We start from the raw sequence: 25059 nt of genomic DNA, 5'->3' as shown, positions 1-25059 counted from the left end.
GGCTACTCCTGACTCAGCGATAAACCGGGAAATCGGCGCACAGAGCTGCTACCTGGCTGGCGACGTTGGCCTCGACATCGGCATCACCGAGGTTATCGAGAATGTCGCAGATCCAGCCCGCCAGCTCGACGCATTGGGTCACCTTGAAGCCGCGGGTGGTGACGGCCGGCGTGCCGATGCGCAGGCCGGAGGTCACGAACGGCGACTGCGGGTCGTTGGGCACCGAGTTCTTGTTGACCGTGATGTGCGCACGGCCCAGAGCGGCGTCGGCGTCCTTGCCGGTCAGGCCCTGACGAATCAGGCTGACCAGAAACAAATGGTTGTCGGTCCCGCCTGAAACCACATCAAAACCGCGGTCGATGAATACCTGCGCCATCGCTTGCGCGTTGTCGATGACCTGCTGTTGATAAGCCTTGAAACCTGGCTCCATCGCTTCCTTGAAGCACACGGCCTTGGCGGCGATAACGTGCATCAGCGGGCCGCCCTGACCGCCCGGGAAGACGGCGGAATTGAATTTCTTCTCCAGCTCTTCGTTGGCCTTGGCGAGAATCAGACCGCCGCGTGGGCCACGCAGTGTCTTGTGCGTAGTGGTGGTGACCACATCGGCATACGGCAGCGGGTTCGGATACAGACCGGCAGCCACCAGACCTGCAACGTGCGCCATGTCGACGAACAGGTAGGCACCTACCTTGTCGGCGATTTCACGAAAACGCGGAAAATCCAGCGTCTTGGAATAGGCCGAGAAACCGGCAATGATCATTTTCGGCTGGCATTCGACGGCGATACGTTCGACTTCGTCGTAATCGATCAGCCCGGTGGTGGTGTCGATGCCGTACTGCACGGCGTTGTAGAGTTTGCCCGAGAAGCTGACCTTGGCACCGTGGGTCAGATGACCGCCGTGCGCCAGGCTCATGCCCAATACAGTGTCGCCTGCTTGCAGCAACGCCAGATAGACCGCTGCGTTGGCCTGGCTGCCGGAGTGTGGCTGGACGTTGGCGTAATCGGCGCCGAACAGCTGTTTGGCGCGCTCGATGGCCAGTTGCTCGACCTTGTCGACGTGCTCGCAGCCGCCGTAGTAACGCTTGCCGGGATAGCCCTCTGCGTACTTGTTGGTCAGGCCGCTGCCCTGCGCCTGCATCACGCGCTTGCTGGTGTAGTTCTCCGAGGCGATCAGCTCGATATGGTCTTCCTGACGCTGCTCCTCGGCGTTCATTGCCGACAACAGTGCGTCGTCATAACCCTGGATCTGGTCTTGCTTGCTGAACATCGCGGATCTCCCAGCGGCGGCGCGGCGCCTGACTTGTCGTTAGGGCCGAACAGAGCCCTCTGAGAGCGATGGTAGGGCCGGACCGAAGTCGCCAAATGCCTATGGACGCCACACAAAGGTGCGTTTACGACATGGGGGCCAAGGGAACGGAAATAGCAGAAGAGGCGTTGCGCGGTGACGAGGCCGTAAACGAAAAAGCCCGCTCCCGGCTGGATTGATTCCAGCGCAGGGGAGCGGGCTTGTCGGTTTCAGGCGCTAACGTTCAGGCCTTAGCCGTGGTTTTTGCCCAGCAGCGCGTGATACAGCTCGGTATCCCCGAGAATGCCGACCACTTTATTGCCATCCTGCAGGACCAGCTTGTTGCCGGTCTGGTAGCGGATCTGCAATGCGTCGCGCATGCCGATGTTGGAGTGCACCAGGGTAGGGCGACGGTCCAGCGTGCCGACGTCCTGGCCGGGGGTCCAGTTCTGCAGATCGAGGGGCGTGGCACCTTGCCGTGCGCCCTTGATCACATTGCCTTCGGCCAGGTCGAGCCATGAGTCGCCGCTCGGGTCCAGACACACCGAGCCGTTGACGTGCGTGCACTCATCGACCGTGCGCATCAGGCTGCGACCACACAGCACGTTCAGTGGGTTGGTATGCGCAACGAAGGTACGAACGTATTCATCTGCCGGGTTGAGGACGATCTGTTCCGGCACGCTGTACTGAACGATGCGGCCGTCTTTCATGATGGCGATCCGGCTGCCGAGCTTCAGGGCTTCATCCAGGTCGTGGCTGACGAACACAATGGTCTTGCTCAGCTTGGTTTGCAGGGCGAGCAGTTCGTCCTGCAAACCCTGGCGGATCAGCGGGTCGAGCGCCGAAAACGGCTCGTCCATCAACAGGATGTCGGCATCCATTGCCAGTGCGCGGGCCAGCCCCACTCGCTGCTGCATGCCGCCGGACAGCTCGTCCGGTTTCTTGTTGCGCCACTGGGTCAGGCCCACCAGCTCGAGCTTTTCATCGACCAGCTTGCGTCGTTCCTTTTCCGGGCGACCCTGCATTTCCAGGCCGAAGCTGATGTTCTCGCGTACTGTCAGCCAAGGCATCAGGGCGAACTTCTGAAAGACCATCGCAATGCGTTTGGTGCGCATCATTTTCAGCTCGGCCGCGCTGCAGTTGGCGATGTTGATCTGCGAGCCTTCATGCTCGACGAACAACGAGCCACGGCTGACGGTATTGAGACCGTTGATGCAGCGCAACAGGCTGGATTTACCCGAGCCGGACAAGCCCATCAACACGCAGATTTCGCCTTTCTCGATGTCCAGACTGGCGTTCTCGACGCCGACGATCTGCCCGGTTTTCTTCAGAATCTGGTCACGCGTGAGGCCTTCATCCAGCAGCTTGAGGGCTTCACGCGGGTCCTTGGAGAAGATGACGTCTACCTTGTCGAATTTGATGATACTCATGCGTCGGACCCTACCTTGGCTTCGGGTTGTTTGCAGATACGGTCGAGCATGATGGCCAGCAATACGATTGCCAGACCGGCTTCGAAACCGAGCGCGATGTCGGCCGTGTTCAGCGCGTTGACCACTGGCTTGCCCAGGCCGTCGGCGCCGACCAGGGCCGCGATGACCACCATCGACAACGACAGCATGATGCACTGGGTAATCCCGGCAGCGATGCTGGGCATGGCGTAGGGCAGTTCGATGCGGGTCAGCAACTGGCGGCGCGACGAGCCGAAGGCCTTGCCTGCGTCCAGCAATTCCTGGGGTACATCGCGGATGCCCAGATACGTCAGGCGAATCGGTGCAGCAATGGCGAAGACCACGGTCGAGATCAGGCCGGGCACCACGCCCAGACCGAACAGCGTAAGGGTCGGGATCAGATAGACGAACGTGGGAACAGTCTGCATCAGATCGAGCAACGGCCGGATGATGGTGTAGAACAGCGGCTTGTGCGCGGCAATGATGCCCAGCGGCACGCCGATGACAACACAGACCAGCGTGGCGAAGAGCACCTGCGCCAGGGTTTCCATGGTTTCCTGCCAGTAGTGCAGGTTGAGGATCAGCAGAAACGAAAGGATGACGAAAACCGTCAGGCCCCACTTGCGCTGGATGAAGTGCGCGAGGGCGGCGATAAGGCCGATCAGTACGAATGGATTGAACCAGGTCAGCGCGAAAGTGAACCCGTGGATCATCATTTCCAGTGTCGAGGCAATCGCGTCGAAGTAGTCGGCGCCGTTGGCCGTCAACCAATCGACAAATGCGGCGATGTACTCGCCCAGAGGGATTTTATGGTCAGTCAGCATGATTTCGGGTGTCCGCTTGCGGAAGGTGAAGAGGGCAGCAGGCGGGTCAGCCCCGCCTGCTGTCGGCTTACTGGGTCAACTTGGCTTTGGCTGCCTCCAGGCCTGGCTTGCCATCGACGGTGGTCACGCCGGCGAGCCAGGTGTCGAGTACTTGCGGGTTTTTCTTGATCCACGCCTTGGCGGCGGCATCAGGCTTCATTTTGTCGTCCAGCACGTTGCCCATCAGGGTGCTTTCCATGTCCAGTGTGAAGGACAGGTTCTTGAGCAACTGACCTACGTTGCTGCATTCCTGACTGTAGCCTTTGCGGGTGTTGGTGTAGATGGTCGCCTGGCCATAGTTGGGGCCGAAGAAGTCATCACCGCCAGTCAGATATTTCATCTTGAAACGCGTGTTCATCGGATGCGGTTCCCAGCCGAGGAACACGACGTCGTTTTTGCGTTTCACGGCGCGGTCAACCTGCGAAAGCATTGCGGCTTCGCTCGACTCTACAACCTTGAAGCCTGCGTCCTTCAGGCCGAAGGCGTTCTTGTCGATCATGCTCTGGATCAGGCGATTGCCGTCGTTGCCGGGCTCGATGCCGTAGATCTTGCCGCCCAGCTCCTTCTTGAATTTGACGATGTCGGCGAAGTCATGCAGGCCTTTGTCGTAGAGCGCTTCCGGGACGGCCAGGGTGTACTTGGCGTTCTCCAGGTTGGCACGCACGGTTTCGACGGTCCCGGCTTCGCGGTAAGGCTTGATGTCGTTTTCCATGGTCGGCATCCAGTTGCCGAGGAACACGTCCATGTTCTTGCCGTCGGCCAGCGACTTGTAGGTCACCGGTACGGAAATCATGGTGGTCTTGGTCTTGTAGCCCAGTGACTCGAGTACAGCGCTGGTGACCGCAGTGGTAACGGTGATATCGGTCCAGCCTACGTCGGAGAAGTTGACCGTATGACAGGCCTCTGGCTCGGCTGCCTGAGCAAGCACCGGCATACAGAGCGTAGCGGCCAACAGCAACGATTTGGAACCTTTCATGGGTGGAGACTCCTGTGAGTTTCTTCTAGTCATCAGCAGGTGAACGCTGACGCGGCTTATGGGTTGGCGAGGCTTTTCGCGAAGCTCCATCACTGCGCCGGGCGATCGAGTCGGAACCGATCATGTAACAGGGAAAATCAAACGCCTACAGGGGGCGTCGTATCCAGTGCAGGAGGCGTCGTATCCAGTGCGCGCAAGGTCGCTTACAGATTCGTTGCATCGTACACACGCCCGGTTGCAGTGTTGGAACTGCTGAAAAGCGGCCAGTACGTTACACAGTCGCTGCGCAGGTCGGCAGCGGTCGGTTGGCAGGTCGGTGCCTGCGCGAACGCGGTCTTTTGGAGGGGGGTAACGCCGACAAGTTCATTATCGGGTCAGCCCATGCGGTCGTGACGCCAGGTCTGACCATCACTTTTGATGGCTGCGCGGTTTTTGATCACACGTCTCGGTGGCCGCCACCTTTTAGCGCGAAAACCTGCTGACGACCTGATTTTTCAGGGCGTGCCTTGAGTAGCACTCGTGGCACCTTGGGGCCCCATGGCGTTTCCCAGTGTGCTACCGAATTGCTCATCAGGAGTACGGCTAGCGCGCCTTGGCGTCGCAAACAGACACTCGGGTCGCTGCCGGATAGACACTTCGCGACGTCGTTTTCAGGTGTTATTGAATGGCTGATCAATTTCCGGCATGGGATTTGCGATGTCATCACAAAGCCCATCAATGACGAGGGCTATAAGAAGAGCCTGTCCTGGGGCCAACCTATGCCATATGTGAGGAGATAGTGTGATGACATCGTTCAATCAAGGGGCTCAACCTCAGAACCGCGCGCCACAATCCATCGGCTTTCTGCTGCTGGATAACTTCACCCTGATCTCCCTCGCATCGGCGGTAGAACCTCTTCGCATGGCCAATCAGCTGTCGGGCCGCGAGCTGTATCGCTGGACCACGTTGAGCGTGGACGGCGGTCAGGTGTGGGCCAGTGACGGTTTGCAGATCACACCGGATGCCGCCATGCACAAGGCCCCGGCACTCGACACCGTCATCGTCTGTGGTGGTGTCGGCATTCAGCGCACCGTGACGCGTGAACACGTGAGCTGGCTGCAGAGCCAGGCGCGTCAGTCACGTCGCCTCGGCGCGGTGTGCACCGGCAGTTGGGCGCTGGCGTGTGCCGGCTTGCTGGATGGCTTCGATTGCAGTGTGCATTGGGAGTGTCTGGCTTCAATGCAGGAAGCCTTTCCACGCGTGTCGATGAGCACCCGGCTGTTCACCCTGGACCGCAACCGCTTCACCAGTTCGGGTGGCACCGCACCACTGGACATGATGCTGCACCTGATCAGTCGCGATCATGGTCGTGAATTGTCGGCCGCGATTTCCGAGATGTTCGTCTACGAACGCATTCGCAACGAACAGGATCATCAGCGCGTGCCGCTCAAGCACATGCTGGGTACCAATCAGCCAAAGCTGCAGGAAATTGTGGCGCTGATGGAGGCCAACCTCGAAGAGCCGATCGACCTTGACGAGCTGGCGGTGTATGTCGCTGTATCACGCAGGCAACTGGAGCGACTGTTCCAGAAATACCTGCACTGCTCGCCGTCGCGCTACTACCTGAAACTGCGCCTGATCCGCGCCCGGCAACTGCTCAAGCAGACACCGATGTCGATCATCGAAGTGGCGTCGGTGTGCGGCTTCGTATCGACGCCACACTTCTCAAAATGCTACCGCGAATACTTCGGCATTCCGCCGCGTGACGAGCGCGTAGGTTCCAACACCGCACAGCAGGTCGCCATGATGCCGATCCCGCAGGCAATGGTGCTCGCCCCGTTGTCCGGACCGATGTCAGCGTTGAGTCAAGCGCGTAATGAGTCGACGTTTGCGAGCGTGAGGCTTTAGTCGCCCTACGTCACAAGAGGACGCGAAGCGTCCAGAACGGCATGCGACGCGGAGCGCCGCACGATAGTCGAGATGATCGTTCCGCACGCTCCAGCGTGGGAATGCAGTTCTCGACGCTCTGCGTCGCCAAGAGGACGCTAAGCGTCCAGAAAGGCATGCGACGCGGAGCGCCGCACGATAGTTGCGATGATCGTTCCCACGCTCCAGCGTGGTAATGCAGTTCGCGACGCTCTGCGTCGCCAAGAGGACGCGGAGCGTCCAGAAAGGCATACGACGCGGAGCGCCGCACGATAGTTGCGATGATCGTTCCCACGCTCTGCGTGGTAATGCAGTTCGCGACGCTCTGCGTCGCCAAGAGGACGCGAAGCGTCCAGAACGGCATGCGACGCGGAGCGCCGCACGATAGTTGCGATGATAGTCCCCACGCTCCAGCGTGGTAATGCAGTTCGCGACGCTCTGCGTCGCCAAGAGGACGCGGAGCGTCCAGAAAGGCATACGACGCGGAGCGCCGCACGATAGTGGCGATGATCGTTCCCACGCTCCAGCGTGGTAATGCAGTTCGCGACGCTCTGCGTCGCCAAGAGGACGCAGAGCGTCCAGAACGGCATGCGACGCGGAGCGCCGCACGATAGTTGCGATGATCGTTCCGCACGCTCCAGCGTGGTAATGCAGTTCGCGACGCTCTGCGTCGCCAAGAGGACGCAGAGCGTCCAGAACGGCATGCGACGCGGAGCGCCGCACGATAGTTGCGATGATCGTTCCCACGCTCCAGCGTGGTAATGCAGTTCTCGACGCTCTGCGTCGCCAAGAGGACGCGGAGCGTCTAGAAAGACATACGACGCGGAGCGCCGCACGATAGTTGCGATGATCGTTCCCACGCTCCAGCGTGGTAATGCAGTTCTCGACGCTCTGCGTCGCCAAGAGGACGCTAAGCGTCCAGAAAGGCATGCGACGCGGAGCGCCGCACGATAGTTGCGATGATCGTTCCCACGCTCCAGCGTGGTAATGCAGTTCGCGACGCTCTGCGTCGCCAAGAGGACGCGAAGCGTCCAGAACGGCATGCGACGCGGAGCGCCGCACGATAGTTGCGATGATAGTCCCCACGCTCCAGCGTGGTAATGCAGTTCTCGACGCTCTGCGTCGCCAAGAGGACGCGGAGCGTCCGGAACGGCATGCGACGCGGAGCGCCGCACGATAGTCGGGATTCAGCGTGGTAATGCAGCTCTCGACGCTCTGCGTCGCAAGAGGACGCGGAGCGCCGGGACGCTAGTTGAGTTTTCGCGTGTTTAAAGCGCGAAGCGCGACACCATGCTGTTGAGGTCCACGGCCAGGCGTGACAGCTCGGTGCTGGCCGCGCTGGTCTGGTTGGCGCCGGTGGTGGATTGTGCGGACAGGTCGCGGATGTTGACCAGATTGCGGTCCACTTCGCGAGCGACTTGCGCCTGCTCTTCGGCAGCACTGGCGATGACCATGTTGCGTTCGTTGATCTCTTCGACCGCGACGTTGATAGTGTTCAGCGCCAAGCCTGCGCCCTTGGCGATGTTCAAGGTCGATTCGGCGCGTTCTGTGCTGTTGCGCATCGAGCTCACCGCCTGCTCCGTACCGCTCTGAATGCTACCGATCATGCGTTCGATTTCACTGGTCGATTGCTGAGTACGGTGCGCCAGGGCGCGGACTTCGTCGGCGACTACAGCAAAGCCACGCCCGGCCTCACCGGCGCGTGCAGCCTCAATGGCGGCGTTGAGGGCGAGCAGGTTGGTTTGGTCTGCCAGGCCGCGAATCACATCCAGCACCTTGCCGATATCACGCGATTCACTGGCCAGGTTGATGATCAGTTCAGCAGTATCTTTCACATCGCCGCTCATGCGTTCGATGGCGCTGACGGTTTCCTGAACCAGATCACGACCGTCGCCAGCAGATGTCGCAGCATTGCGCGACGCTTGGGACGTGCTGACGGCATTGCGTGCGACTTCTTCCACGGCGCTGGTCATCTCGTTGACCGCGGTTGCCGCCTGCTCGATTTCGTTGTTCTGCTGCACCAGCCCGCATGCACTTTCGTCGGTGACAGCATTGAGCTCTTCAGCAGCCGAGGCCAGTTGCGTGGCCGAACCGGAAATGCCCTGCAACGTGTCGCGCAGCTTGTCCTGCATGGTTTTCATGGCCAGCAGCAAACGACCTGCTTCATCGGTGCCGTCGATCTCGATCGGCCGGGTCAGGTTGCCCTGCGCGATGGTCTCCGCTGCATGCAGAGCTGTGGCAATCGGCGTGGTAATACTTTTGATCAGCATCCAGGCAAACACGATGGTCAGCAGGGTGGCAGCGATCAACAGTCCGATGACCAGATTGAATGCCGAGTCGTACTCGCTGGACGCATCCTTCTTCACCTGGTTCAACTGAGCCGTGTTGAACTCCACCAGTTTGCTCAGCACAACGTTCATCTGGTCAGAGTTGTTGAGCATTTCGTTATTGAGCAGGCCCTGCAACTCATCGATCTTGTTGGCGCGGGTCAGGGTCTTCAGGCGCTCTTCAAGCTGGCGATATTGTCCCAGCAGTTGTACGTACTGGCTGTAGAGATTGCGCTCATCGGGATCGCTGATGAGCTTCTCGTAAATCGCCTGAGCGTCAGTGATCTGCTTGTTGCGCATCGCCATCAAATCGATGGTTTTCTGCTGGGTTTCCGGGTCGCGGTTGACCAGCAATCGGTAGGACAGAACGCGCAACCGGATGCTGACTTCAGCAAATCGGTCAAGGCTCTTGATGCTCGGCACATTGTTGTCGGCCAGCACTTCAGTGGCGCCACGGATCTTGCTCATCTGTGACAGTGCAAATACACCCAGAATCAACATGAGTGTGCCGATTGTGGCAAATCCAAGAAACGCTCGGGGCGCGATGTTCATATTTCGCAGGGACATAGAAAGCTTCCAGGGTCAGGTACGCGATCCATGCGATTGAAAGACGGAGATAGAGCCGTGAATGGGGGGCCTATCGGTCATGCGACTAACGTCTTGAGTCAGTAGGCACTAAATATTGACGACTTATTACTGACGGTTATCTTTGGATATGGCTGACATTCGCACAAACCCTTGAAAAGACTGGGTTGAGGGGGATTAGGGTGATGTCAGTTTGCCCATTGGCTGTGCGCATTTGTCGCAGTTCGGGGCGGTCTGACGAACAGCAGGAACCGGATTCCGAATACGTAGTCACAAGCCCCCTACGCGTCTACGTTATGGACATGTCAACGTCATGACAGATCAGTATCAAAGCCTGAGCGCTGGCATGCGCAGCGACTTTTCTTTATCGTACGCGCCCGTTGAAATTTGCTCGAGAAATCAAAATGTTGGAAGCCTCCCTTAGCCAATTGGAACAACTTGTCGGTGATCTGGTGCAACAGAACCAGGCCCTTCAAGACACAAATGCACAGCTCGGTGCCGAGCTGGCAAAAGCCAAGGACGAGAACGAGAACTTGCAACTGAGCCTGATGGAGCAGGAAGAGAAGCAGGGCAGCACCGCCGCCCGTATCCAGGCACTGGTTGACCGCGCGACCAGCGCAAGTGCTGTTGGCGCATGAACGTCGATGGCAACGGTGTAACCGTTCTCACCATTCTGGGTAATGAGTACTCGGTCAAAGCCCCGGCCGGTGAAGACCTGACCCTCATGAAAGCCGCCGCGATGCTCAACGCGTCGCTGGCCGACACCAAGCGCAAATACCCGACGTTGATCGGTGACCGTCTGCTGGTTCTGGCAGCGCTGAACCTCTGTTCGCAGCAAATCGAGCTTGAGCAATTGCACAAGGTCGAGCTCAAGCGTTACCGCGAGCAGGTGGACGCGACGGTGGATGTAATCGCCAAGACCATTTCCCAGAGCTGAGCGCAGGTCGCAGTCAAAACGAGTGCGATTGTTTACGTCTGCGCCATTGCCCAAGGCGCTCTTCCAGTAGCCGCGGGCTGTCGATCTGCTGACGACGTGCGTGGCTGAACAGGATCAGCGCCAGTTCTGCGGTGACCAGTGCATCAGCGCTGGCGTTGTGACGCTCTTCGGCATGCAGGCCAAAAAACTGCGTCCAGTCGTCCAGCCCTGCGTGACGCAGATTGGCTTGCTCGCAGAGCATCGGGGCGATTTCGGCGGCATCGAAAAACGGATGCTGCAAGCGGTAGTCCAGGCTTTCTTTCAGCGCGCGCGACAGCATGTGCTGATCGAACGGCGCATGAAAACCTAGAATCGGGCTTTCGCCGACGAACTCCATGAAGTCCAGCAACGCCTCGGCCGGCTCGCTGCCCGCGGCAATCGCACTCGGCGCCAAGCCATGAATAAGCACGGCCGGGCTGACCTTGTGATCGACGCGCAACAGCGTGCGCTCGAACTGCTGGCCCAGATCGATGGCACCGTCTTCAATCACGACCGCGCCGATGGACAGCACTTGATCGCGGTTCATGTTCAGGCCACTGGTTTCAAGGTCCAGCACTACCCAGCGCTGTTGGCGCAGCGGCTTGTCGCTGAGGTTCGCGCAGACCGGCAGCTTTTTGAGGCGATCCAGTTGATGCGCTTGCAAGGGTGTCTTTTTCGCGCGCGGCTTGAGCCATTCGAATAGGTTCATAGTTGGTAACGCAGGGTCAGGCTGGTTTGCAGTCGCTGCGCCTGGCGAAACGATTCGCGCAGAATGCGTCTGTCCAGATGGTTGAGCGTGTCAGGGTCGATGCGATTGGAGTAGGGAAGGTTCTGGCGGCTTTGCAGTTGATGTTGCTGCATGCGGGTCTGCTGAATGAAGTGGTAAGCCTCTTCATACGCAGCGCCATCCAGCGGGTCGATGACTTCACGTTCGACCAGTTGGCGCAGGCGTTCCTGGGTATTGTTGACACCGACACCGTTGGCCAGCGCCAACAGGCGCGCCCCGTCGACAAAGGGCGTCAGGCCTTCGGTCTTGAGGTCCAGGGTGTCTTTTTCGCTGCCTTTGCGCGCCAGCACGAAATCCTTGAAACGGCCCACCGGCGGCCTTTGACGCAGAGCGTTCTCGGCCATCATGCGCTGGAACAGCTTGTTGTCTGCCACCTGATCAAGAATGCCGCGGCGCAGTTGCTCGCCGCCACTTTCATCGCCCCAGACCACGCGCAGATCGAAATAGATACTCGATGCCAGCAGGTTCTCCGGAGTTGCTTCGCGGATAAAGGCTGCAAAGCGCTTTGACCATTCGAGCCGGGACAGGCACAGGTCGGGGTTACCGGCCATGATGTTGCCCTTGCACAGGGTAAAACCGCACTGCGCCAGGCTTTGATTGATGCGCTCGGCAATCGGTAGCAGTAACGTGCGGATCTGCTCTGCTTCTGCCGCATCGCTGGCTTCAAACAGAATGCCGTTGTCCTGATCGGTATGCAGCGTCTGTTCGCGACGGCCTTCGCTGCCAAAGCACAGCCAGCTGAATGCAATGCCGGGGTCGCCTTTTTCTGCAAGCGTCAGCTCGATCACGCGGCACACGGTGTGGTCATTGAGCAGGGTGATGATCTGGGTTATCTGGGTCGAAGAGGCGCCGTGGGCCAGCATGCGGTCGACCAACTGGACGATATCGCCTCTCAAACCGGCGAGCGCTTCGATACGCGGTGCATTGCGGATGGTCCGCGCCAGGTGGACCAGGTCGACCCGTTGCAAGGAAAACAAATCGCGCTCCGACACCACGCCACACAATCGCCCGTCTCTGACCAGGCACACGTGGGCGATGTGACGTCCGGTCATGGCGATAGCCGCGTCGAATGCGCTGGCGTCCGGGCTCAGATGGAACGGTGACAGGCTCATGGTGTGTCTGACCGGCGCGCTGAAATCGGCATTCACATCGGCAACCGCTTCACGCAGGTCGCGCAGGGTAAAAATCCCCAGCGGGGCCTGCTGCTCGTCGACAATCACGATGCTGCCTACCTGCTGTTCATGCATCAGTTTCACCGCGTCGCGCATGGGTGTTTCAGGGCTGCACATCACCGGGTGACGCATGGCCAGTTCGCCGAGACGTGTATTCAGTGAATACTGCGTGCCCAGGGTTTCAACGGCGCGCTGCTGAACCTGCTGATTGACCTGATCCAGCAGGCTGCTGACACCGCGCAGGGCAAAGTCGCGAAACGTTGTGGAAAGCGCGAACAGCTTGATGAACGCCTGCTTGTTCAATTGCAGGCAGAAGGTGTCCTCGGCAGCCAGGTGTTCGGTACGAGTGGCACGCTCGCCCAGCAGGGCCGCAAGTGGAAAACACTCGCCAGTGGTGATTTCAAATGTTGTTTCTGTGCCGCCTTTGGCAGAATGCGGACGTTCACCGACGATTCGCCCCTGCTTGACGATGTAAAAGTGCTCTACCGGGCCATCGCCAGGCTTGATGATGCTTTCATCCGCGGCATAGAACCGGAGCTGACACTGCTCTACGAGGTACGCCAGATGCGCGTTTTCCATCTGGTTGAAAGGCGGGAATTTTTGCAGAAACTGCATGGTGCCGTGTATGTTCTGTAGCACGGCTGTCTTGCCTGCCTGGGTGAAAGCATCTGCCTTGCTCATGGCCTGTTCCGCGTTCTTGTTATTGGTGCTCATGGTCGGCCGCTTGCAGCCAGGTGCCCATTGGACGTAAGTCTTACGCTTGAACCGAGTGACAGTGCCGTGCCTGCTGCGGCGTAACTGATTTGACGAACGCAATGGATTGCGAGCGAAGACTGGCCAGGATGCCGACGAAATGCATCGCAGATTTATCCATATCTGCTGTCGGATTAGTTCAGGGAATGATGAGATTGCAATGATTGATCACGATATTTTGAGCGACGAAGAGCGTAATGCCCTCCATGAGGTCATGCTCACGCCCGCCCGTGACGCACCGCAACGAGTTCTGATCGTCGATGACGACAGCGACGCGCGAGAGCTGCTGGCCGAAATTCTGAGCCTCAATGACATCAGTTGCATGACCGCACCCGGTGGCGACAGCGCGCTTGAAATGATCCAGACGCGTCAGTCCATCGGACTGCTGATCACCGATTTGCGCATGGCGCCTTTCGACGGGCTGGACCTGATCCGCAAGGTAAGGGAGTCGGATCGCGCCGAACTGCCGATCATTATCGTCTCCGGCGATGCCAACGTGCGCGATGCCATCGATGCCATGCACTTGAACGTGGTGGACTTCCTGCTCAAGCCGCTTAACACCAAGCAACTGGTGAAGCTGGTGAAGCGGGAGTTGGGGATAAGTTGAAACGGTGAGCCTTTGCGGATTGCTCATCCGGCAAGGACAAGCACCCGCAATGGCTCAGACGACTCGTTACAGACCTTTACTAGCCTTGAACTCACGACGGCGACGGTGCAATACCGGCTCGGTATAGCCGTTAGGCTGCCGCGTGCCTTCGATCACCAGTTCTACGGCTGCCTGGAAGGCAATGTTGCTGTCGAAGTCTGGTGCCAGTGGGCGATACAGCGGGTCGTTGGCGTTCTGGCGATCCACAACGGGTGCCATGCGCTTCAAGCTTTCCAGCACCTGAGCTTCGGTGACAACGCCATGACGCAGCCAGTTGGCCATGTGCTGGCTTGAGATGCGCAGCGTTGCGCGGTCTTCCATCAGACCGATGTCGTTGATGTCCGGTACTTTCGAGCAACCCACGCCCTGATCGATCCAGCGCACTACATAGCCAAGAATGCCCTGTGCGTTGTTGTCCAGTTCGTTCTGGATTTCTTCGGGCGTCCAGTCGGTGTTCGGCGCCAGGGGAATGGTCAGAATGTCATCCACCGATGCCTGCTCGCGCTGAACCAGTTCGGCCTGGCGAGCGAACACATCGACCTTGTGATAATGCAGGGCGTGCAGCGCGGCCGCTGTAGGCGAGGGCACCCAGGCCGTGTTTGCGCCAGCCAGCGGGTGGGCAATTTTCTGTTCCAGCATGGCAGCCATCAGGTCGGGCATGGCCCACATGCCTTTGCCGATCTGCGCACGACCTTGCAAGCCGCATTTCAGGCCGATGTCGACGTTGGAGTTCTCGTAGGCAGCGATCCACTTCTCGGCTTTCATCTGCGCCTTGCGCACCACCGGGCCTGCTTCCATGGAGGTATGGATTTCGTCACCGGTGCGGTCGAGGAAGCCGGTGTTGATGAACACCACGCGCTCGCTGGCTGCCTGAATACAGGCTTTGAGGTTGACCGTGGTACGGCGTTCCTCGTCCATGATCCCGACCTTCAAGGTGTTACGCGGCAAACCCAGTACCTGCTCGATGCGCCCGAACAGTTCGTTGGTGAATGCAGCTTCCTCCGGGCCGTGCATCTTCGGTTTGACGATGTACATCGAGCCGCTGCGGCTGTTGCTGCGCGAGGTGTTGCCGTTGAGGTTATGGATGGCTGCAAGGCTGGTCAGCAGGCCATCGAGAATGCCTTCCGGCACTTCATTGCCATGCTTGTCGAGTATCGCGTCGATGGTCATCAAGTGACCTACGTTGCGAATGAACAGCAGCGAACGACCGTGCAGCGTGGCTTCGCCGCCTTGTGGCGTGGTGTAGACCCGGTCCGGGTTCATGGTGCGGGTGAAGGTCTCGCCGCCTTTGGACACCGATTCCGCCAGATCGCCTTTCATCAGGCCCAGCCAGTTACGGTAGACGACCACTTTGTCGTCGGCATCGACGGCCGCAATGGAGTCTTCGCAGTCCATGATGGTGGTCAGCGCGGCTTCCATGAGGATGTCTTTCACGCCTGCCGCATCGGTTTGGCCAACCGGGCTGGAAGCGTCGATCTGCAATTCGAAATGCAGCCCATTGTGCCTGAACAGCACGGCGAACGGCGCTGAGGCATCACCCTGGAAACCCACCAGTTGTGCATCGTCGCGCAGGCCGGTGTTGCTGCCGCCCTTGAGGCTGATGACCAGTCTGCCGTCGATCAACTTGTAAGCAGTCGAATCAACGTGCGAGCCAGCCGCCAAAGGGGCAGCCTGATCGAGGAACGCGCGGGCGAAGGCGATCACCTTGTCGCCACGCACCTTGTTGTAGCCCTTGCCTTTCTCCGCGCCACCTTCTTCGCTGATGGCATCGGTGCCATAGAGCGCGTCATACAGCGAGCCCCAGCGGGCATTGGACGCATTGAGCGCAAACCGTGCGTTCATCACCGGCACGACCAGTTGCGGTCCGGCCATGGTGGCTATTTCTTCATCGACGTTTTGCGTGGTGATCTGGAAGTCCGCTGCTTCTGGCAGCAGGTAGCCGATCTCCTGAAGGAAGGCTTTGTAAGCCGAGGCGTCGTGAGCCTGTCCGGCACGCGATTGGTGCCACGTGTCGATCTGCGCCTGCAATTCATCTCGTTTGGCGAGCAGTGCCTTGTTCTTTGGCGCAAGGTCGTGGATCAGTTGGTCCGCACCGGCCCAGAACGCAGTGGCGTCGATGCCGGTTCCGGGTGTGGCTTCGTTCTGCACGAAGTCGAACAGGACTCTGGCGACTTGCAGGTCACCGACTTGAACGTACTCAGTCATTGCACTTGCCTCACTCTGCTCAGCAGGGTCGAGCACACTCGGGGAGCGCTCTGTTATTGATCTTGGTGTCATGTAGTGCGAGATTTCGGATACTACATGAGCCGCCGTCGCGTGAAAACGTCGCTGAATATGTCACTAAACGACTGGATATTCATATCGGGTCACGATGATATTCATTGTGCTCCCAAAAGCGCTCGGGATTGTTCCATAAAGCGTGGTAAACGGTACACGATTTACCGCGCACGGGCTGCCCTCGGGTCTGTCTATACTCGTGCGACCGACGCCGTTTTCAAATCACCTGCACAGAGAGAGGAATTGACCGTGGATCATCTCGTCGTAACGCTGGTTGCTCCCGACAAACCGGGTCAGGTCGAACGTATCGCGCAGTGCATTGCCGAGCAGGGCGGTAACTGGCTGGAAAGCCGCATGTCGCGCATGGCCGGGCAGTTTGCCGGGATCCTCAAGGTGGGTGTCGAGCCGGAAAAGTACGATGACCTGATCAAGGCGTTGAACGCACTGTCAGCCCACGGCATTCGCATGCTGTTGGCTGAAAGCGTGATCGAGACAACTGCCCCGACCCAGTTGATCAGCATGCAACTGGTCGGTAACGACCGTCCCGGCATTGTGCGCGACATCACCCGCTTGCTGGCCGGGCAGGGCGTTAACGTCGAACACTTGATCACCGACGTTTCCCCTGCGCCCATGAGCAGCGAGTTGCTGTTTCACGCCGATGCCGTGCTGGGCTTACCGCTGGGCTTGTCGCTGGATGACCTGCAGGCAGGGCTTGAGACCCTGGCTGATGATCTGATGGTGGAGTTGGTGTTGGGTACCGAGGACTAGATCCGCTTTCAGGTTATCCAAGTTAACCGTGCACCTGCCTGTGGATAACCTGGGGGAATAGCCTTGCGCGCCACGTTAGCCGTGGCTTGGCGAAAGTTGATCAAAAAACCAACAGTTTCAAGGGCTTGTGCACAGATAAGGTTAGCCTGCCTGTGGATAACCCTTGGAGAACGTCTTGCAGGCCACGGGGAGCGTGGCCTGCAAGGGTTTGTGTGTTTTTTGATCAGCTGCGACCGCGGGATTTCAGCCAGATATCCACACTGTAGATTGCCAGCCCCGCCCAGATAAAGGCGAAGGTGATGATGGTGCTGGTGGTCAGATGCTCGTCATACAGCAGTACGGCCAGCAGCAGGACCAGCGTGGGCGCAAGGTATTGCAGGAAGCCCAGGGTGGTGAAGGGCAGGTGGCGGGCTGCGGCGTTGAAGCACACCAGCGGGATCAGCGTTACCGGGCCTGCGGCTGCGAGCCAGAGGGCCTGGGTGGTGGTCCAGAATTGTGCTTGTGCGCTGATGGCTGTCGGGTTGAGTGCCAGCCAGATCAATGCCAGTGGCACCAGCATCCAGGTTTCCACCACCAGGCCAGGGAGGGCGGCAACCGGGGCTTTTTTACGGATCAGGCCGTAGAAAGCGAAGGTCAATGGCAGCGCCAGTGACACCCAAGGCAGGCTGCCCACGTGCCAGACCTGTTGGGCGACACCAATGGCGGCGAAAGCGACCGCCAGCATTTGCAGGCGCCTGAGCCGTTCGCCCAGTAACAACATGCCCAGCAGTACGTTGACCAGCGGGTTGATGTAATAGCCGAGACTGGCTTCAAGCATGCGGCCGTTGTTCACGGCCCACACGTAGACGATCCAGTTGGCCGCGATCAGCGTGCCGCTCAGTGCCAGCACGGCCAGTCGCTGTGGGTTGTTGCGCAGGTCACGCCACCAGCCGGGATGCTTCCAGAACATCAGCACAATCGAGCCGAAGAGGGCTGACCAGAGCACACGATGGATGATGATCTCGATGGCCGGAACGGCGGAGATAGCCTTGAAGTAGATGGGGAACAGGCCCCAGATGATGTAAGCACTCAGGCCCAGAATGTATCCACGGCGTGGATTGGCAGCTTGCATGGAGCGTCCCTTTAATACAGAAATTTCCGGTTTTATTGTGGGGTGATGCGGTTGATGGTTTTGATCGTACTCACGCTGGAGCGCTCGATGTTATACACAGGTTCGGCTGATTCACGACATCTGTGCCGCGCCGCTTGCTCAGGATCGGACGCGGAACGCCGCACGATAGTTGAGATTATCGTTCCTCACGCTCCAGCGTGGGAATGCCTTGGGTGACGCTCCGCGTCACAGATTTGCGCCGCACCGGACATTCAGGATCGGACGCGGAGCGTCCAGAACTGCATGCGACGCGGAGCGCCGCACGATAATCTGTGTTGTCGATCCTCACTCCGGCACCGGAATGCCTTGGGTGACGCTCCGCGTCACAGATTGGCGCCGCACGATAACCTGGGGCTCATCAGGTCAAAACAGTTTCAACGGCTCTTCATTCAGCGCTGACATCTGCTCACGCAGGGCCAGGATATGGTCGCCCCAGTAACGCTCGGTGCCGAACCATGGAAAGCTGTGCGGGAACGCAGGGTCGTCCCAGCGACGGGCGAGCCAGGCGCTGTAGTGCATCAGGCGCAGGGCACGCAGTGGTTCGATCAGGGCCAGCTCGCGTGGATCGAAATCATGAAATTCGTTGTAGCCGTCCATCAGTTCCGACAACTGACCGAGCCGTTCCTGACGATCACCGGCCAGCATCATCCAGATGTCCTGAACGGCAGGGCCAAGGCGGCAGTCGTCCAGGTCGACGATGTGGAACATCTCGTCGCGGCACATCATGTTGCCGGGGTGGCAGTCGCCGTGCATGCGAATGTTGGTGTGCGGCGTGGCGGCGTAAACGTCTTCGACACGCTTGAGCAGATCGCGGGCTACCGACTCGTAAGCCGGAAGCAGGCTGCGCGGGATGCAGTCGTTTTCCAGCAGGTAATTGACCGACGCATGGCCGAAGTTCTTCACGCCCAGTGCCTCGCGGTGCGCGAACGGTTTGGTCGAGCCGACCGCATGGATACGCCCCAGTAACTGGCCCAGGCGATACAACTGATCCAGATTGCCCGGCTCCGGCGCGCGTCCGCCCCGGCGCGGGAATAGCGTGAAACGAAAACCGGCATGTTCGAACAGGGTTTCGCCGTTATGCACCATGGGCGCGACGACGGGCACTTCGACCTCGACCAGCTCGTAAGTGAAGCTGTGTTCTTCAAGGATGGCTTCGTTGGTCCAGCGTTGTGGACGATAGAACTTGGCGATCAGCGGCTGACCGTCTTCGATACCGACCTGATACACGCGGTTTTCGTAACTGTTGAGCGCCAGGATGCGGGCATCGCTGAGAAAACCGATGCTTTCGACAGCATCCAGGACCAGATCGGGAGTAAGTGTTGCAAACGGGTGAGCCATGACTACTCCTGCGCGCAGCAGGTTGCCGCGTCGGACCGCTGATGGTAACGCAGACCGGTCCCGGTTCGCTAAACCCCTTCAGTTTAAAGTGCCCAAGGGTCGAGTTGTCACCAAACGGTCATCCTCCGGTCGCTGTTTAGCCATGTTCGCCACTTAGAGTTGCCGCCAATGAGATCGATCTCAAGCGAGCGACCATGACTGATTTGAAAGAAGTTGCACGACTGGCCGGGGTTTCCCGGGCCACCGCTGCACGTGCCTTCGCAAACCCTGAGGTGGTGCGAGCCGAGACCCGCGAGCGAGTATTCGTCGCTGCCCGTGAACTTGGCTTTCGCCCCAATCGGTTGGGCAGACAGTTACGTCTGCAAACCACCAATCTGATTGGCGTCATCGTGCCAAACCTGCTCAACCCGGTGTTCGCCGAGCAGTTTCAGGCCATGGAGCGAGCGGCGCGGGCGAGGGGCTACAACCTGTTGCTGGCGACCACCGACTACAGCGCCGAGCGTGAAAGCGCCGTGGTTGAAGAATTGCTGCGCCAGCGGGTCGACGGGCTGGTGCTGACCGTAACCGACGCCGAGCACAACCGTGTGCTGGAGAGCCTGGCCATCGAGGACACGCCGTTCGTGCTGGCTTATCACCAGACCGACAATGAGGATTACAGCGCTGTGTCTGTGGATAACCGCGCAGGCATGGCGCTGGCGACGCGGTATCTGATCGACGCCGGCCACCGGCGTATCGCCATGGTCGCAGGCCCGGTCATGCAGTCCGACCGCGCCCGTCTGCGTTACGAAGGCTATCGCGATGCCATGAGCGAGCATGGGCTTGAGACGCGGCCGGTGATTGAAATGCCCGCCCATACCAACGCCGATTTCGCCGCGCTCGAACCGCTGTTACGTGGACCGACCGCGCCCAGCGCGCTGGTCTGTTCCAACGATCTATTGGCCATCAGCCTGATTGCCGAATTGCGTCGCAACGGCTGGGGCGTTCCCGAGCGCCTTTCGGTCATCGGCTTCGATGGCATCACGCTGGGCACGCAGATGCACCCGACGCTGTGCAGTGTGGTTCAGCCGATTGGCGAACTGGCGGACATCGTCATCGACCAGTTGCTGTCGCGAATTGCCGGCGCGGCACCGGTTTCTCATTGTCTGCCGTGCCATATCCGGCCCGGCGAAAGCACCCAGCCCTACCAGGAGATGCTTCATGCTCAGCCTCAGTAAAACCCTCGCGGCACTGCTGTTATGTGGTGCGGCCAGCCTCGCCCAGGCCGCCGAAACCGCCATCTGCTACAACTGCCCGCCCGAATGGGCTGACTGGGGAACGCAGCTCAAGGCGATTGCCGACAGCACCGGTGTACAAGTGCCCCTGGACAACAAGAACTCAGGGCAGGCGCTGGCGCAGATCGTCTCCGAGCAGGCCGCGCCGGTCGCAGACGTGGTGTATTACGGCGTGACCTTCGGTCTGCAAGCGCAGAAGGCCGGCGTGGTCGATACCTACAAACCCAAACACTGGGACGACATTCCCGCAGGTCTGAAAGACCCTGAAGGGCACTGGTTCGCCATTCATTCCGGCACGCTGGGCATCATGGTCAACGTCGACGCGCTGGGCGGTCTGCCGGTGCCGCAAAGCTGGGCGGATCTGCTCAAGCCCGAGTACAAGGGCATGGTCGGCTACCTCGACCCCTCCAGTGCATTCGTCGGTTACGTGTCCGCCGTTGCGATCAATCAGGCCATGGGCGGCACACTGGACAACTTCGGCCCGGCCATCGACTACTTCCAGAAGCTGGCGAAGAACTCGCCCATCGTGCCCAAACAAACCGCGTATGCCCGCGTACTGTCCGGTGAGCTGCCGATTCTGGTCGACTACGACTTCAACGCCTATCGCGCCCGTTACAAGGACAAGGCCAACGTTGCTTTCGTGATTCCCAAGGAAGGCACCATCGGCGTTCCGTACGTGATGAGCATGGTTGCCAAGGCACCGCACCGCGCCAATGCCGAGAAGGTGCTGGATTTCGTCCTGTCTGACGAGGGCCAGGCGCTGTGGGCCAAGGCTTATCTGCGTCCAGTGCGCTGGAAGATGCCTGCCGACGTGGCCGCGCAGTTCCTGCCCGACAGCGATTACGCTCGTGCCGGCGTGGTGGATTACCAGCACATGGCCGCCGTGCAGGAAGCCTTTGCTGCCCGTTATCTGCGTGAGGTGAAGTAATGTCAGCCTCGCCGGGACACGCGCTGGCTCTGCACAAGGGCGGATTTATGAGGCTGCGGCTGCGCCCGACCGCTGCGCTGGCGCTTGCTCCGGCGCTGGCGGTATTGCTGGCATTCTGGCTGCTGCCGCTGACCCGCCTGATCCTGCTCGGCGCGCAAGGCGCTGACGGCAATGGCAGCGGTTACTGGCAGGTGTTGAGCAGTGCTCAATACCTCGGCAGCCTGGTGCAGACCTGTCTGTTGGCACTGGTGGTCACTCTTGCAGCGTTGCTGGTTGGCGGTATCAGCGGTGTGTTTCTGGCCCGTAACCAGTTTTTTGGGCGCTCTGCGCTGGTGGCGCTGCTGACCTTTCCGCTGGCGTTTCCTGGCGTAGTGGTGGGCTTTCTGGTGATTCTGCTGGCCGGTCGCCAAGGTATCTTCGCGGCACTCGGGCTGGAGCTGACTGGCGAACGCTGGATATTCGCCTATTCGCTGACCGGTTTGTTCATTGGCTACCTGTATTTCTCGATTCCGCGCGTGATCCTCACCGTCATGGCCGCTTGCGAAAGCCTGGACCGCAGCCTCGAAGAAGCTGCGCATTCGCTGGGTGCGGGTCATTGGCGGGTGGTGTGCGATGTGATCGTTCCGGGGCTGGCACCCGCGCTGGTGTCCTGCGGTGCGATCTGTTTCGCCACGTCGATGGGCGCATTCGGTACGGCATTTACGCTTGGTACACGCCTGAACGTCACGCCGGTGGCGATCTACAACGTGTTCACCAATTACGCCAACTTCACCGTAGCCGCCGCGCTGTCGGTGATCCTCGGGCTGGTGACGTGGGCGGTGTTGTTACTGGCTCGTCGCATGGTCGGGACATCAGGGGTTGCCCTTTGAAACGCTCTCCATTGTTTGCTGCGCAGCTGGTGTTCACGTTGCTGGTTTGTGCGTTCATGCTGGTCCCGGTAGTGCTCTCGCTGCTTGCCGGGCTGACCCGCAATTATTTTCTGGGCCTGTCGAGCGGTTTGACCTTCGACTGGCTGGTGCAGGTCTGGCAGGCCTATTCACCGACCGTCTGGTTGTCGCTGCAACTGGCTGTGGCGTGCGCGATCTGCGTATGCCTGGTTGGCGTTCCTGCGGCGTATGCGCTGGTACGCATGAACAATCGCTTCAGCCGGGCCTTTGAAGAACTGATGGTTCTCCCCGTCGCCATGCCCGGCCTGGCCAGCGCCCTGGCGTTGCTGCTGACCTACGGCCAGTTCGGCAGCTTTCGCAGCAGCTGGTTGTTCATTCTGGTGGGCCATGTGTTGTTCACATTGCCGTTTCTGGTGCGCCCGGTCATGGCGGTCATGCAGCGTCAACAGTTGCCGGTGCTTGAAGAGGCTGCCGCCAGTCTGGGCGCTGGCCCGATCAAGCGCTTTTTCAGCGTAGTAGTACCGAACTGCCGGGCCGGAATTCTGGCCGGTGTGCTGATGGTTGTGACCCTGTCGCTGGGCGAGTTCAACCTGACATGGATGCTGCACACGCCGATGACCAAGACCCTGCCGGTCGGTCTGGCCGACAGCTACGCCTCAGCCCGACTGGAAGTCGCCAGCGCCTACACCCTTCTTTTTCTGTTGCTGATTGTGCCGCTGCTGATTGCGTTGCAGGCCATCAGTGCGCGTCTTGCCCGTGGAGAGAGCCGATGAGCGGAACCACCATTCGCCTGAAAGGCTGCCGCAAGGCATTTGCCGACGGCACCGTTGCTGTACAGGATCTGCACTTGACCATCGAGCCTGGCGAAACGCTGGCGATTCTCGGTCCGTCCGGTTGCGGCAAGACCACCACCTTGCGTCTGATCGCCGGGCTGGAGCGGCCGGACGTCGGTCAGGTGTTGTTCGATGATCAGGACGTGACACGTCTGCCTATCGAGCGGCGTGACGTCGGGATGGTGTTTCAGAACTATGCGCTGTTCCCGAATCTCGACGTCGCCGGCAACATTGTTTACGGCCTGAAGATTCGCGGCCTGTCGCCTGTCGAACGAAGCAAGCGTTGTGATGAGTTGCTGGAACTGGTTGGCCTGACCGGTCACGGCAATCGTCGTGTCAACGAACTCTCCGGCGGTCAGCGTCAACGGGTCGCGTTGGCCAGAGCGCTGGCACCGCGTCCTCGGGTGCTATTGCTCGACGAACCGCTGGCGGCACTGGATGCGCAGCTGCGTGAGCGCTTGCGCAGCGAGCTCGACCAGTTGTTACGTGGGTTGGGCATCACCTCGGTGTTCGTCACCCACGATCAGGGCGAAGCCATGGCCTTGGGCGACCGGATTCTGGTCATGGAAAAAGGCTGCGTGTCGCAGTTGGCAACGCCCAGAGAAATCTATCAGCAGCCGGCCAATGCGTTTGTCGCAGGGTTTGTCGGCAACCTCAACGCGTTCAGCGTGGTCGAGCGCACACCTGCCGGTCTCAAGGTAAGCGGCGGCGAGCTGCCATGGAGTGGCGCTGATCTGCCGGGCACGGTGTATTGCCGCCCGGAGCATCTGCGTTTGATGCCGGAGCGCGGGCACCTTCAGGGTCGCCTGGTCGGGCAGTTTTTTCAGGGGGCGCAAAGCCGCTTGCTGGTCGATGTCGGTGGTCCGCAACCACTGTTGGTAGACAGCACCGACAACGTTATTCACGCCGCCAACGCTGCCATCGCCCTGAGTGTTGAGCCGCAGGCGCTGTTCACCCTGCATTCGTAACATCGTTTCCGTAGAGAGCTTATTTTGAATCGTCCGTTTCTTATTGCCCAGATCAGTGATTTGCACCTCAAAGCCGACGGGCGCCTGACCTATGGCGTGGTCGATACCCTGGGTGCATTGCGCCGCGCAGTCGAACACATCAACGCCAGCAAGCAGCGCCCAGACATCGTGGTGATCAGTGGTGATCTGGTCGACTTCGGGCGTGAGGACGAATACGCCGTGCTCAAGCCTGAGCTGGAACGCCTGCACATGCCGTTCTATCTGGTGCCCGGCAATCATGATGATCGACACAACCTGCTGGCGGCGTTTGCCGAACAGGTGTACCTGCCATTGTCGGCCAGCGGACCTCTGGACTGGGTTGTGGAAAAGTACCCGGTGCGGCTGATCGGTATGGACACGACCATTCCCGGCGAACATGGCGGGCAACTGGATTACTGTCAGCTGGACTGGTTGCACGCGCAGCTGTCACGTCGTCCTTATGTGCCGACGGTGATCATCCTGCACCATCCACCGTTCATTTCCGGCATAGGGCACATGGACCGCGAACCCTTCGGCAACGCGTCGGCGCTGGAGCGTGTGATTGCCCAGCATCCGCAAGTGGAGCGTTTGTTGTGCGGGCATTTGCATCGCCCCATGCAGCGGCGTTTTGGTGGCAGCGTGGCAAGCATCTGCCCTGGCACCTCACACCAGATCGTGCTGGACCTCGACGACGCCGCGCCTGCCCATTTCAACCTGGAACCGGCCGGCTACGTGCTGCATCGCTGGCATTCGGAACAGGGGTTTGTCAGTCATAACGCCGTGTTCGGCGACTATGAAGGGCCATACCCGTTCTACGATGTGAACGGGTTGATTGATTGATTGTTCATTCGCTATCGCTCCCACGCTCTGCGTGGTAGCGCTGTTCTGGACGCTCTGCGTCCTCTTGTGACGCAGAGCG

The 25059-nt window shown here is 59.7% G+C and carries 21 protein-coding genes and 1 pseudogene; 11 read left to right on the top strand and 11 right to left on the bottom strand.

Annotation, left to right across the window (positions count from 1 at the left end; genetic code table 11):
- Nucleotides 1-13 precede the first annotated feature (13 nt).
- The 4 genes from glyA to KP808_RS23425 form a co-directional block, all read right to left on the bottom strand.
- Nucleotides 14-1267: a serine hydroxymethyltransferase gene (gene glyA / locus KP808_RS23440; RefSeq protein WP_004655925.1), complete on the bottom strand. Its 1254-nt coding sequence runs from the start codon at nucleotides 1265-1267 to the stop codon at nucleotides 14-16.
- Between the two features lie 269 nt (nucleotides 1268-1536).
- Complete coding sequence (choV, locus tag KP808_RS23435) at nucleotides 1537-2715, bottom strand: choline ABC transporter ATP-binding protein (protein WP_230017020.1); 1179 nt, start codon at nucleotides 2713-2715, stop codon at nucleotides 1537-1539.
- Nucleotides 2712-3560, bottom strand: a complete 849-nt coding sequence (choW, locus tag KP808_RS23430; RefSeq protein WP_170846044.1) for a choline ABC transporter permease subunit — start codon at nucleotides 3558-3560, stop codon at nucleotides 2712-2714. The genes choV and choW overlap by 4 nt, the downstream gene beginning before the upstream one ends.
- Nucleotides 3561-3624: 64 nt before the next feature.
- On the bottom strand, nucleotides 3625-4572 hold the full coding sequence (locus tag KP808_RS23425; protein WP_058401207.1) for a choline ABC transporter substrate-binding protein: 948 nt from the start codon (nucleotides 4570-4572) through the stop codon (nucleotides 3625-3627).
- 783 nt (nucleotides 4573-5355) lie between these two features.
- On the opposite strand from KP808_RS23425, the gene gbdR reads away from it, so the two are divergent.
- The gene (gbdR, locus tag KP808_RS23420) at nucleotides 5356-6459 is read left to right on the top strand and encodes a choline metabolism transcriptional regulator GbdR (RefSeq protein ID WP_002555597.1); all 1104 of its coding nucleotides are present in this window, start codon (nucleotides 5356-5358) and stop codon (nucleotides 6457-6459) included.
- A 1286-nt stretch (nucleotides 6460-7745) separates the two neighbouring features.
- Here the strand turns inward: gbdR and KP808_RS23415 are convergent.
- Nucleotides 7746-8876 carry a methyl-accepting chemotaxis protein gene (locus tag KP808_RS23415; RefSeq protein WP_407692688.1) on the bottom strand — a complete coding sequence of 377 codons (1131 nt, stop codon included), beginning with the start codon at nucleotides 8874-8876 and terminating at the stop codon, nucleotides 7746-7748.
- Nucleotides 8877-9305, bottom strand: a pseudogene (locus tag KP808_RS26260) (MCP four helix bundle domain-containing protein); the annotation flags it as partial.
- A 488-nt stretch (nucleotides 9306-9793) separates the two neighbouring features.
- Between KP808_RS26260 and KP808_RS23410 the strand changes: the two are divergent.
- Together KP808_RS23410 and KP808_RS23405 are read left to right on the top strand one after the other, a co-directional pair.
- The gene (locus KP808_RS23410; protein WP_002555595.1) at nucleotides 9794-10027 is read left to right on the top strand and encodes a hypothetical protein; all 234 of its coding nucleotides are present in this window, start codon (nucleotides 9794-9796) and stop codon (nucleotides 10025-10027) included.
- Nucleotides 10024-10326, top strand: a complete 303-nt coding sequence (locus KP808_RS23405) for a cell division protein ZapA (protein WP_005735052.1) — start codon at nucleotides 10024-10026, stop codon at nucleotides 10324-10326. The genes KP808_RS23410 and KP808_RS23405 overlap by 4 nt, the downstream gene beginning before the upstream one ends.
- Before the next feature lie 13 nt (nucleotides 10327-10339).
- Here the strand turns inward: KP808_RS23405 and KP808_RS23400 are convergent, their stop codons facing one another.
- Both KP808_RS23400 and KP808_RS23395 read right to left on the bottom strand, forming a co-directional pair.
- Nucleotides 10340-11053, bottom strand: coding sequence for a 3'-5' exonuclease (locus tag KP808_RS23400; protein WP_058401032.1), 714 nt, complete (start codon nucleotides 11051-11053; stop codon nucleotides 10340-10342).
- Entirely contained in the window at nucleotides 11050-12984 is a 1935-nt protein-coding gene (locus tag KP808_RS23395) for a putative nucleotidyltransferase substrate binding domain-containing protein (RefSeq protein ID WP_058401036.1), read from the bottom strand. The genes KP808_RS23400 and KP808_RS23395 overlap by 4 nt, the downstream gene beginning before the upstream one ends.
- Before the next feature lie 232 nt (nucleotides 12985-13216).
- Between KP808_RS23395 and KP808_RS23390 the strand changes: the two genes are divergently transcribed.
- Nucleotides 13217-13663, top strand: coding sequence for a response regulator (locus KP808_RS23390; protein WP_057403209.1), 447 nt, complete (start codon nucleotides 13217-13219; stop codon nucleotides 13661-13663).
- 66 nt (nucleotides 13664-13729) lie between these two features.
- On the opposite strand, the gene KP808_RS23385 is transcribed toward KP808_RS23390, so the two are convergent.
- Entirely contained in the window at nucleotides 13730-15907 is a 2178-nt protein-coding gene (locus KP808_RS23385) for a malate synthase G (RefSeq protein ID WP_219170426.1), read from the bottom strand.
- Nucleotides 15908-16228: 321 nt separating this feature from the next.
- Between KP808_RS23385 and KP808_RS23380 the strand changes: the two genes are divergently transcribed.
- Complete coding sequence (locus tag KP808_RS23380) at nucleotides 16229-16747, top strand: glycine cleavage system protein R (RefSeq protein WP_230017018.1); 519 nt, start codon at nucleotides 16229-16231, stop codon at nucleotides 16745-16747.
- Between the two features lie 223 nt (nucleotides 16748-16970).
- Here KP808_RS23380 and rarD read toward each other — a convergent pair whose 3' ends face one another.
- Nucleotides 16971-17858 carry an EamA family transporter RarD gene (gene rarD / locus KP808_RS23375; protein ID WP_230017017.1) on the bottom strand — a complete coding sequence of 296 codons (888 nt, stop codon included), beginning with the start codon at nucleotides 17856-17858 and terminating at the stop codon, nucleotides 16971-16973.
- A gap of 402 nt (nucleotides 17859-18260) precedes the next feature.
- Entirely contained in the window at nucleotides 18261-19235 is a 975-nt protein-coding gene (locus tag KP808_RS23370; RefSeq protein ID WP_058409553.1) for a serine/threonine protein kinase, read from the bottom strand.
- A gap of 194 nt (nucleotides 19236-19429) precedes the next feature.
- Here KP808_RS23370 and KP808_RS23365 point away from each other — a divergent pair, with 194 nt between their 5' ends.
- From KP808_RS23365 to KP808_RS23340, 6 genes are read left to right on the top strand one after another with little or no spacing between them, the layout of a single operon-like run.
- A complete protein-coding gene (locus KP808_RS23365) occupies nucleotides 19430-20449 on the top strand; it encodes a LacI family DNA-binding transcriptional regulator (protein ID WP_058409552.1) in 1020 nt (339 codons plus the stop codon).
- Nucleotides 20433-21434, top strand: a complete 1002-nt coding sequence (locus KP808_RS23360; protein WP_230017016.1) for an ABC transporter substrate-binding protein — start codon at nucleotides 20433-20435, stop codon at nucleotides 21432-21434. The genes KP808_RS23365 and KP808_RS23360 overlap by 17 nt, the downstream gene beginning before the upstream one ends.
- Complete coding sequence (locus KP808_RS23355) at nucleotides 21434-22303, top strand: ABC transporter permease (protein WP_122280280.1); 870 nt, start codon at nucleotides 21434-21436, stop codon at nucleotides 22301-22303. The genes KP808_RS23360 and KP808_RS23355 overlap by 1 nt, the downstream gene beginning before the upstream one ends.
- Nucleotides 22300-23094 carry an ABC transporter permease gene (locus KP808_RS23350; RefSeq protein ID WP_219170422.1) on the top strand — a complete coding sequence of 265 codons (795 nt, stop codon included), beginning with the start codon at nucleotides 22300-22302 and terminating at the stop codon, nucleotides 23092-23094. The genes KP808_RS23355 and KP808_RS23350 overlap by 4 nt, the downstream gene beginning before the upstream one ends.
- On the top strand, nucleotides 23091-24122 hold the full coding sequence (locus tag KP808_RS23345; protein WP_058401024.1) for an ABC transporter ATP-binding protein: 1032 nt from the start codon (nucleotides 23091-23093) through the stop codon (nucleotides 24120-24122). Before KP808_RS23350 ends, KP808_RS23345 begins: the two co-directional genes overlap by 4 nt.
- A gap of 24 nt (nucleotides 24123-24146) precedes the next feature.
- Nucleotides 24147-24980, top strand: coding sequence for a phosphodiesterase (locus KP808_RS23340; protein ID WP_230017015.1), 834 nt, complete (start codon nucleotides 24147-24149; stop codon nucleotides 24978-24980).
- Nucleotides 24981-25059 lie beyond the last annotated feature (79 nt).

This window comes from Pseudomonas savastanoi, from assembly GCF_020917325.1.
GTDB classification, from domain to species: Bacteria; Pseudomonadota; Gammaproteobacteria; order Pseudomonadales; family Pseudomonadaceae; genus Aquipseudomonas; species Aquipseudomonas amygdali.
Note: the sequence above shows the minus strand (reverse complement) of the source record. Positions and strands in the feature narration are given on the sequence as shown.

Bases quoted from the DNA above. Each gene is read 5' to 3' on its own strand.
- glyA (WP_004655925.1), bottom strand. From the start codon at position 1,267: ATGTTCAGCAAGCAAGACCAGATCCAGGGTTATGACGACGCACTGTTG.
- choV (WP_230017020.1), bottom strand. From the start codon at position 2,715: ATGAGTATCATCAAATTCGACAAGGTAGACGTCATCTTCTCCAAGGAC.
- KP808_RS23425 (WP_058401207.1), bottom strand. From the start codon at position 4,572: ATGAAAGGTTCCAAATCGTTGCTGTTGGCCGCTACGCTCTGTATGCCG.
- gbdR (WP_002555597.1), top strand. From the start codon at position 5,356: ATGACATCGTTCAATCAAGGGGCTCAACCTCAGAACCGCGCGCCACAA.
- KP808_RS23410 (WP_002555595.1), top strand. From the start codon at position 9,794: ATGTTGGAAGCCTCCCTTAGCCAATTGGAACAACTTGTCGGTGATCTG.
- KP808_RS23405 (WP_005735052.1), top strand. From the start codon at position 10,024: ATGAACGTCGATGGCAACGGTGTAACCGTTCTCACCATTCTGGGTAAT.
- KP808_RS23400 (WP_058401032.1), bottom strand. From the start codon at position 11,053: ATGAACCTATTCGAATGGCTCAAGCCGCGCGCGAAAAAGACACCCTTG.
- KP808_RS23395 (WP_058401036.1), bottom strand. From the start codon at position 12,984: ATGAGCAAGGCAGATGCTTTCACCCAGGCAGGCAAGACAGCCGTGCTA.
- KP808_RS23390 (WP_057403209.1), top strand. From the start codon at position 13,217: ATGATTGATCACGATATTTTGAGCGACGAAGAGCGTAATGCCCTCCAT.
- KP808_RS23385 (WP_219170426.1), bottom strand. From the start codon at position 15,907: ATGACTGAGTACGTTCAAGTCGGTGACCTGCAAGTCGCCAGAGTCCTG.
- rarD (WP_230017017.1), bottom strand. From the start codon at position 17,858: ATGCAAGCTGCCAATCCACGCCGTGGATACATTCTGGGCCTGAGTGCT.
- KP808_RS23370 (WP_058409553.1), bottom strand. From the start codon at position 19,235: ATGGCTCACCCGTTTGCAACACTTACTCCCGATCTGGTCCTGGATGCT.
- KP808_RS23365 (WP_058409552.1), top strand. From the start codon at position 19,430: ATGACTGATTTGAAAGAAGTTGCACGACTGGCCGGGGTTTCCCGGGCC.
- KP808_RS23360 (WP_230017016.1), top strand. From the start codon at position 20,433: ATGCTCAGCCTCAGTAAAACCCTCGCGGCACTGCTGTTATGTGGTGCG.
- KP808_RS23355 (WP_122280280.1), top strand. From the start codon at position 21,434: ATGTCAGCCTCGCCGGGACACGCGCTGGCTCTGCACAAGGGCGGATTT.
- KP808_RS23345 (WP_058401024.1), top strand. From the start codon at position 23,091: ATGAGCGGAACCACCATTCGCCTGAAAGGCTGCCGCAAGGCATTTGCC.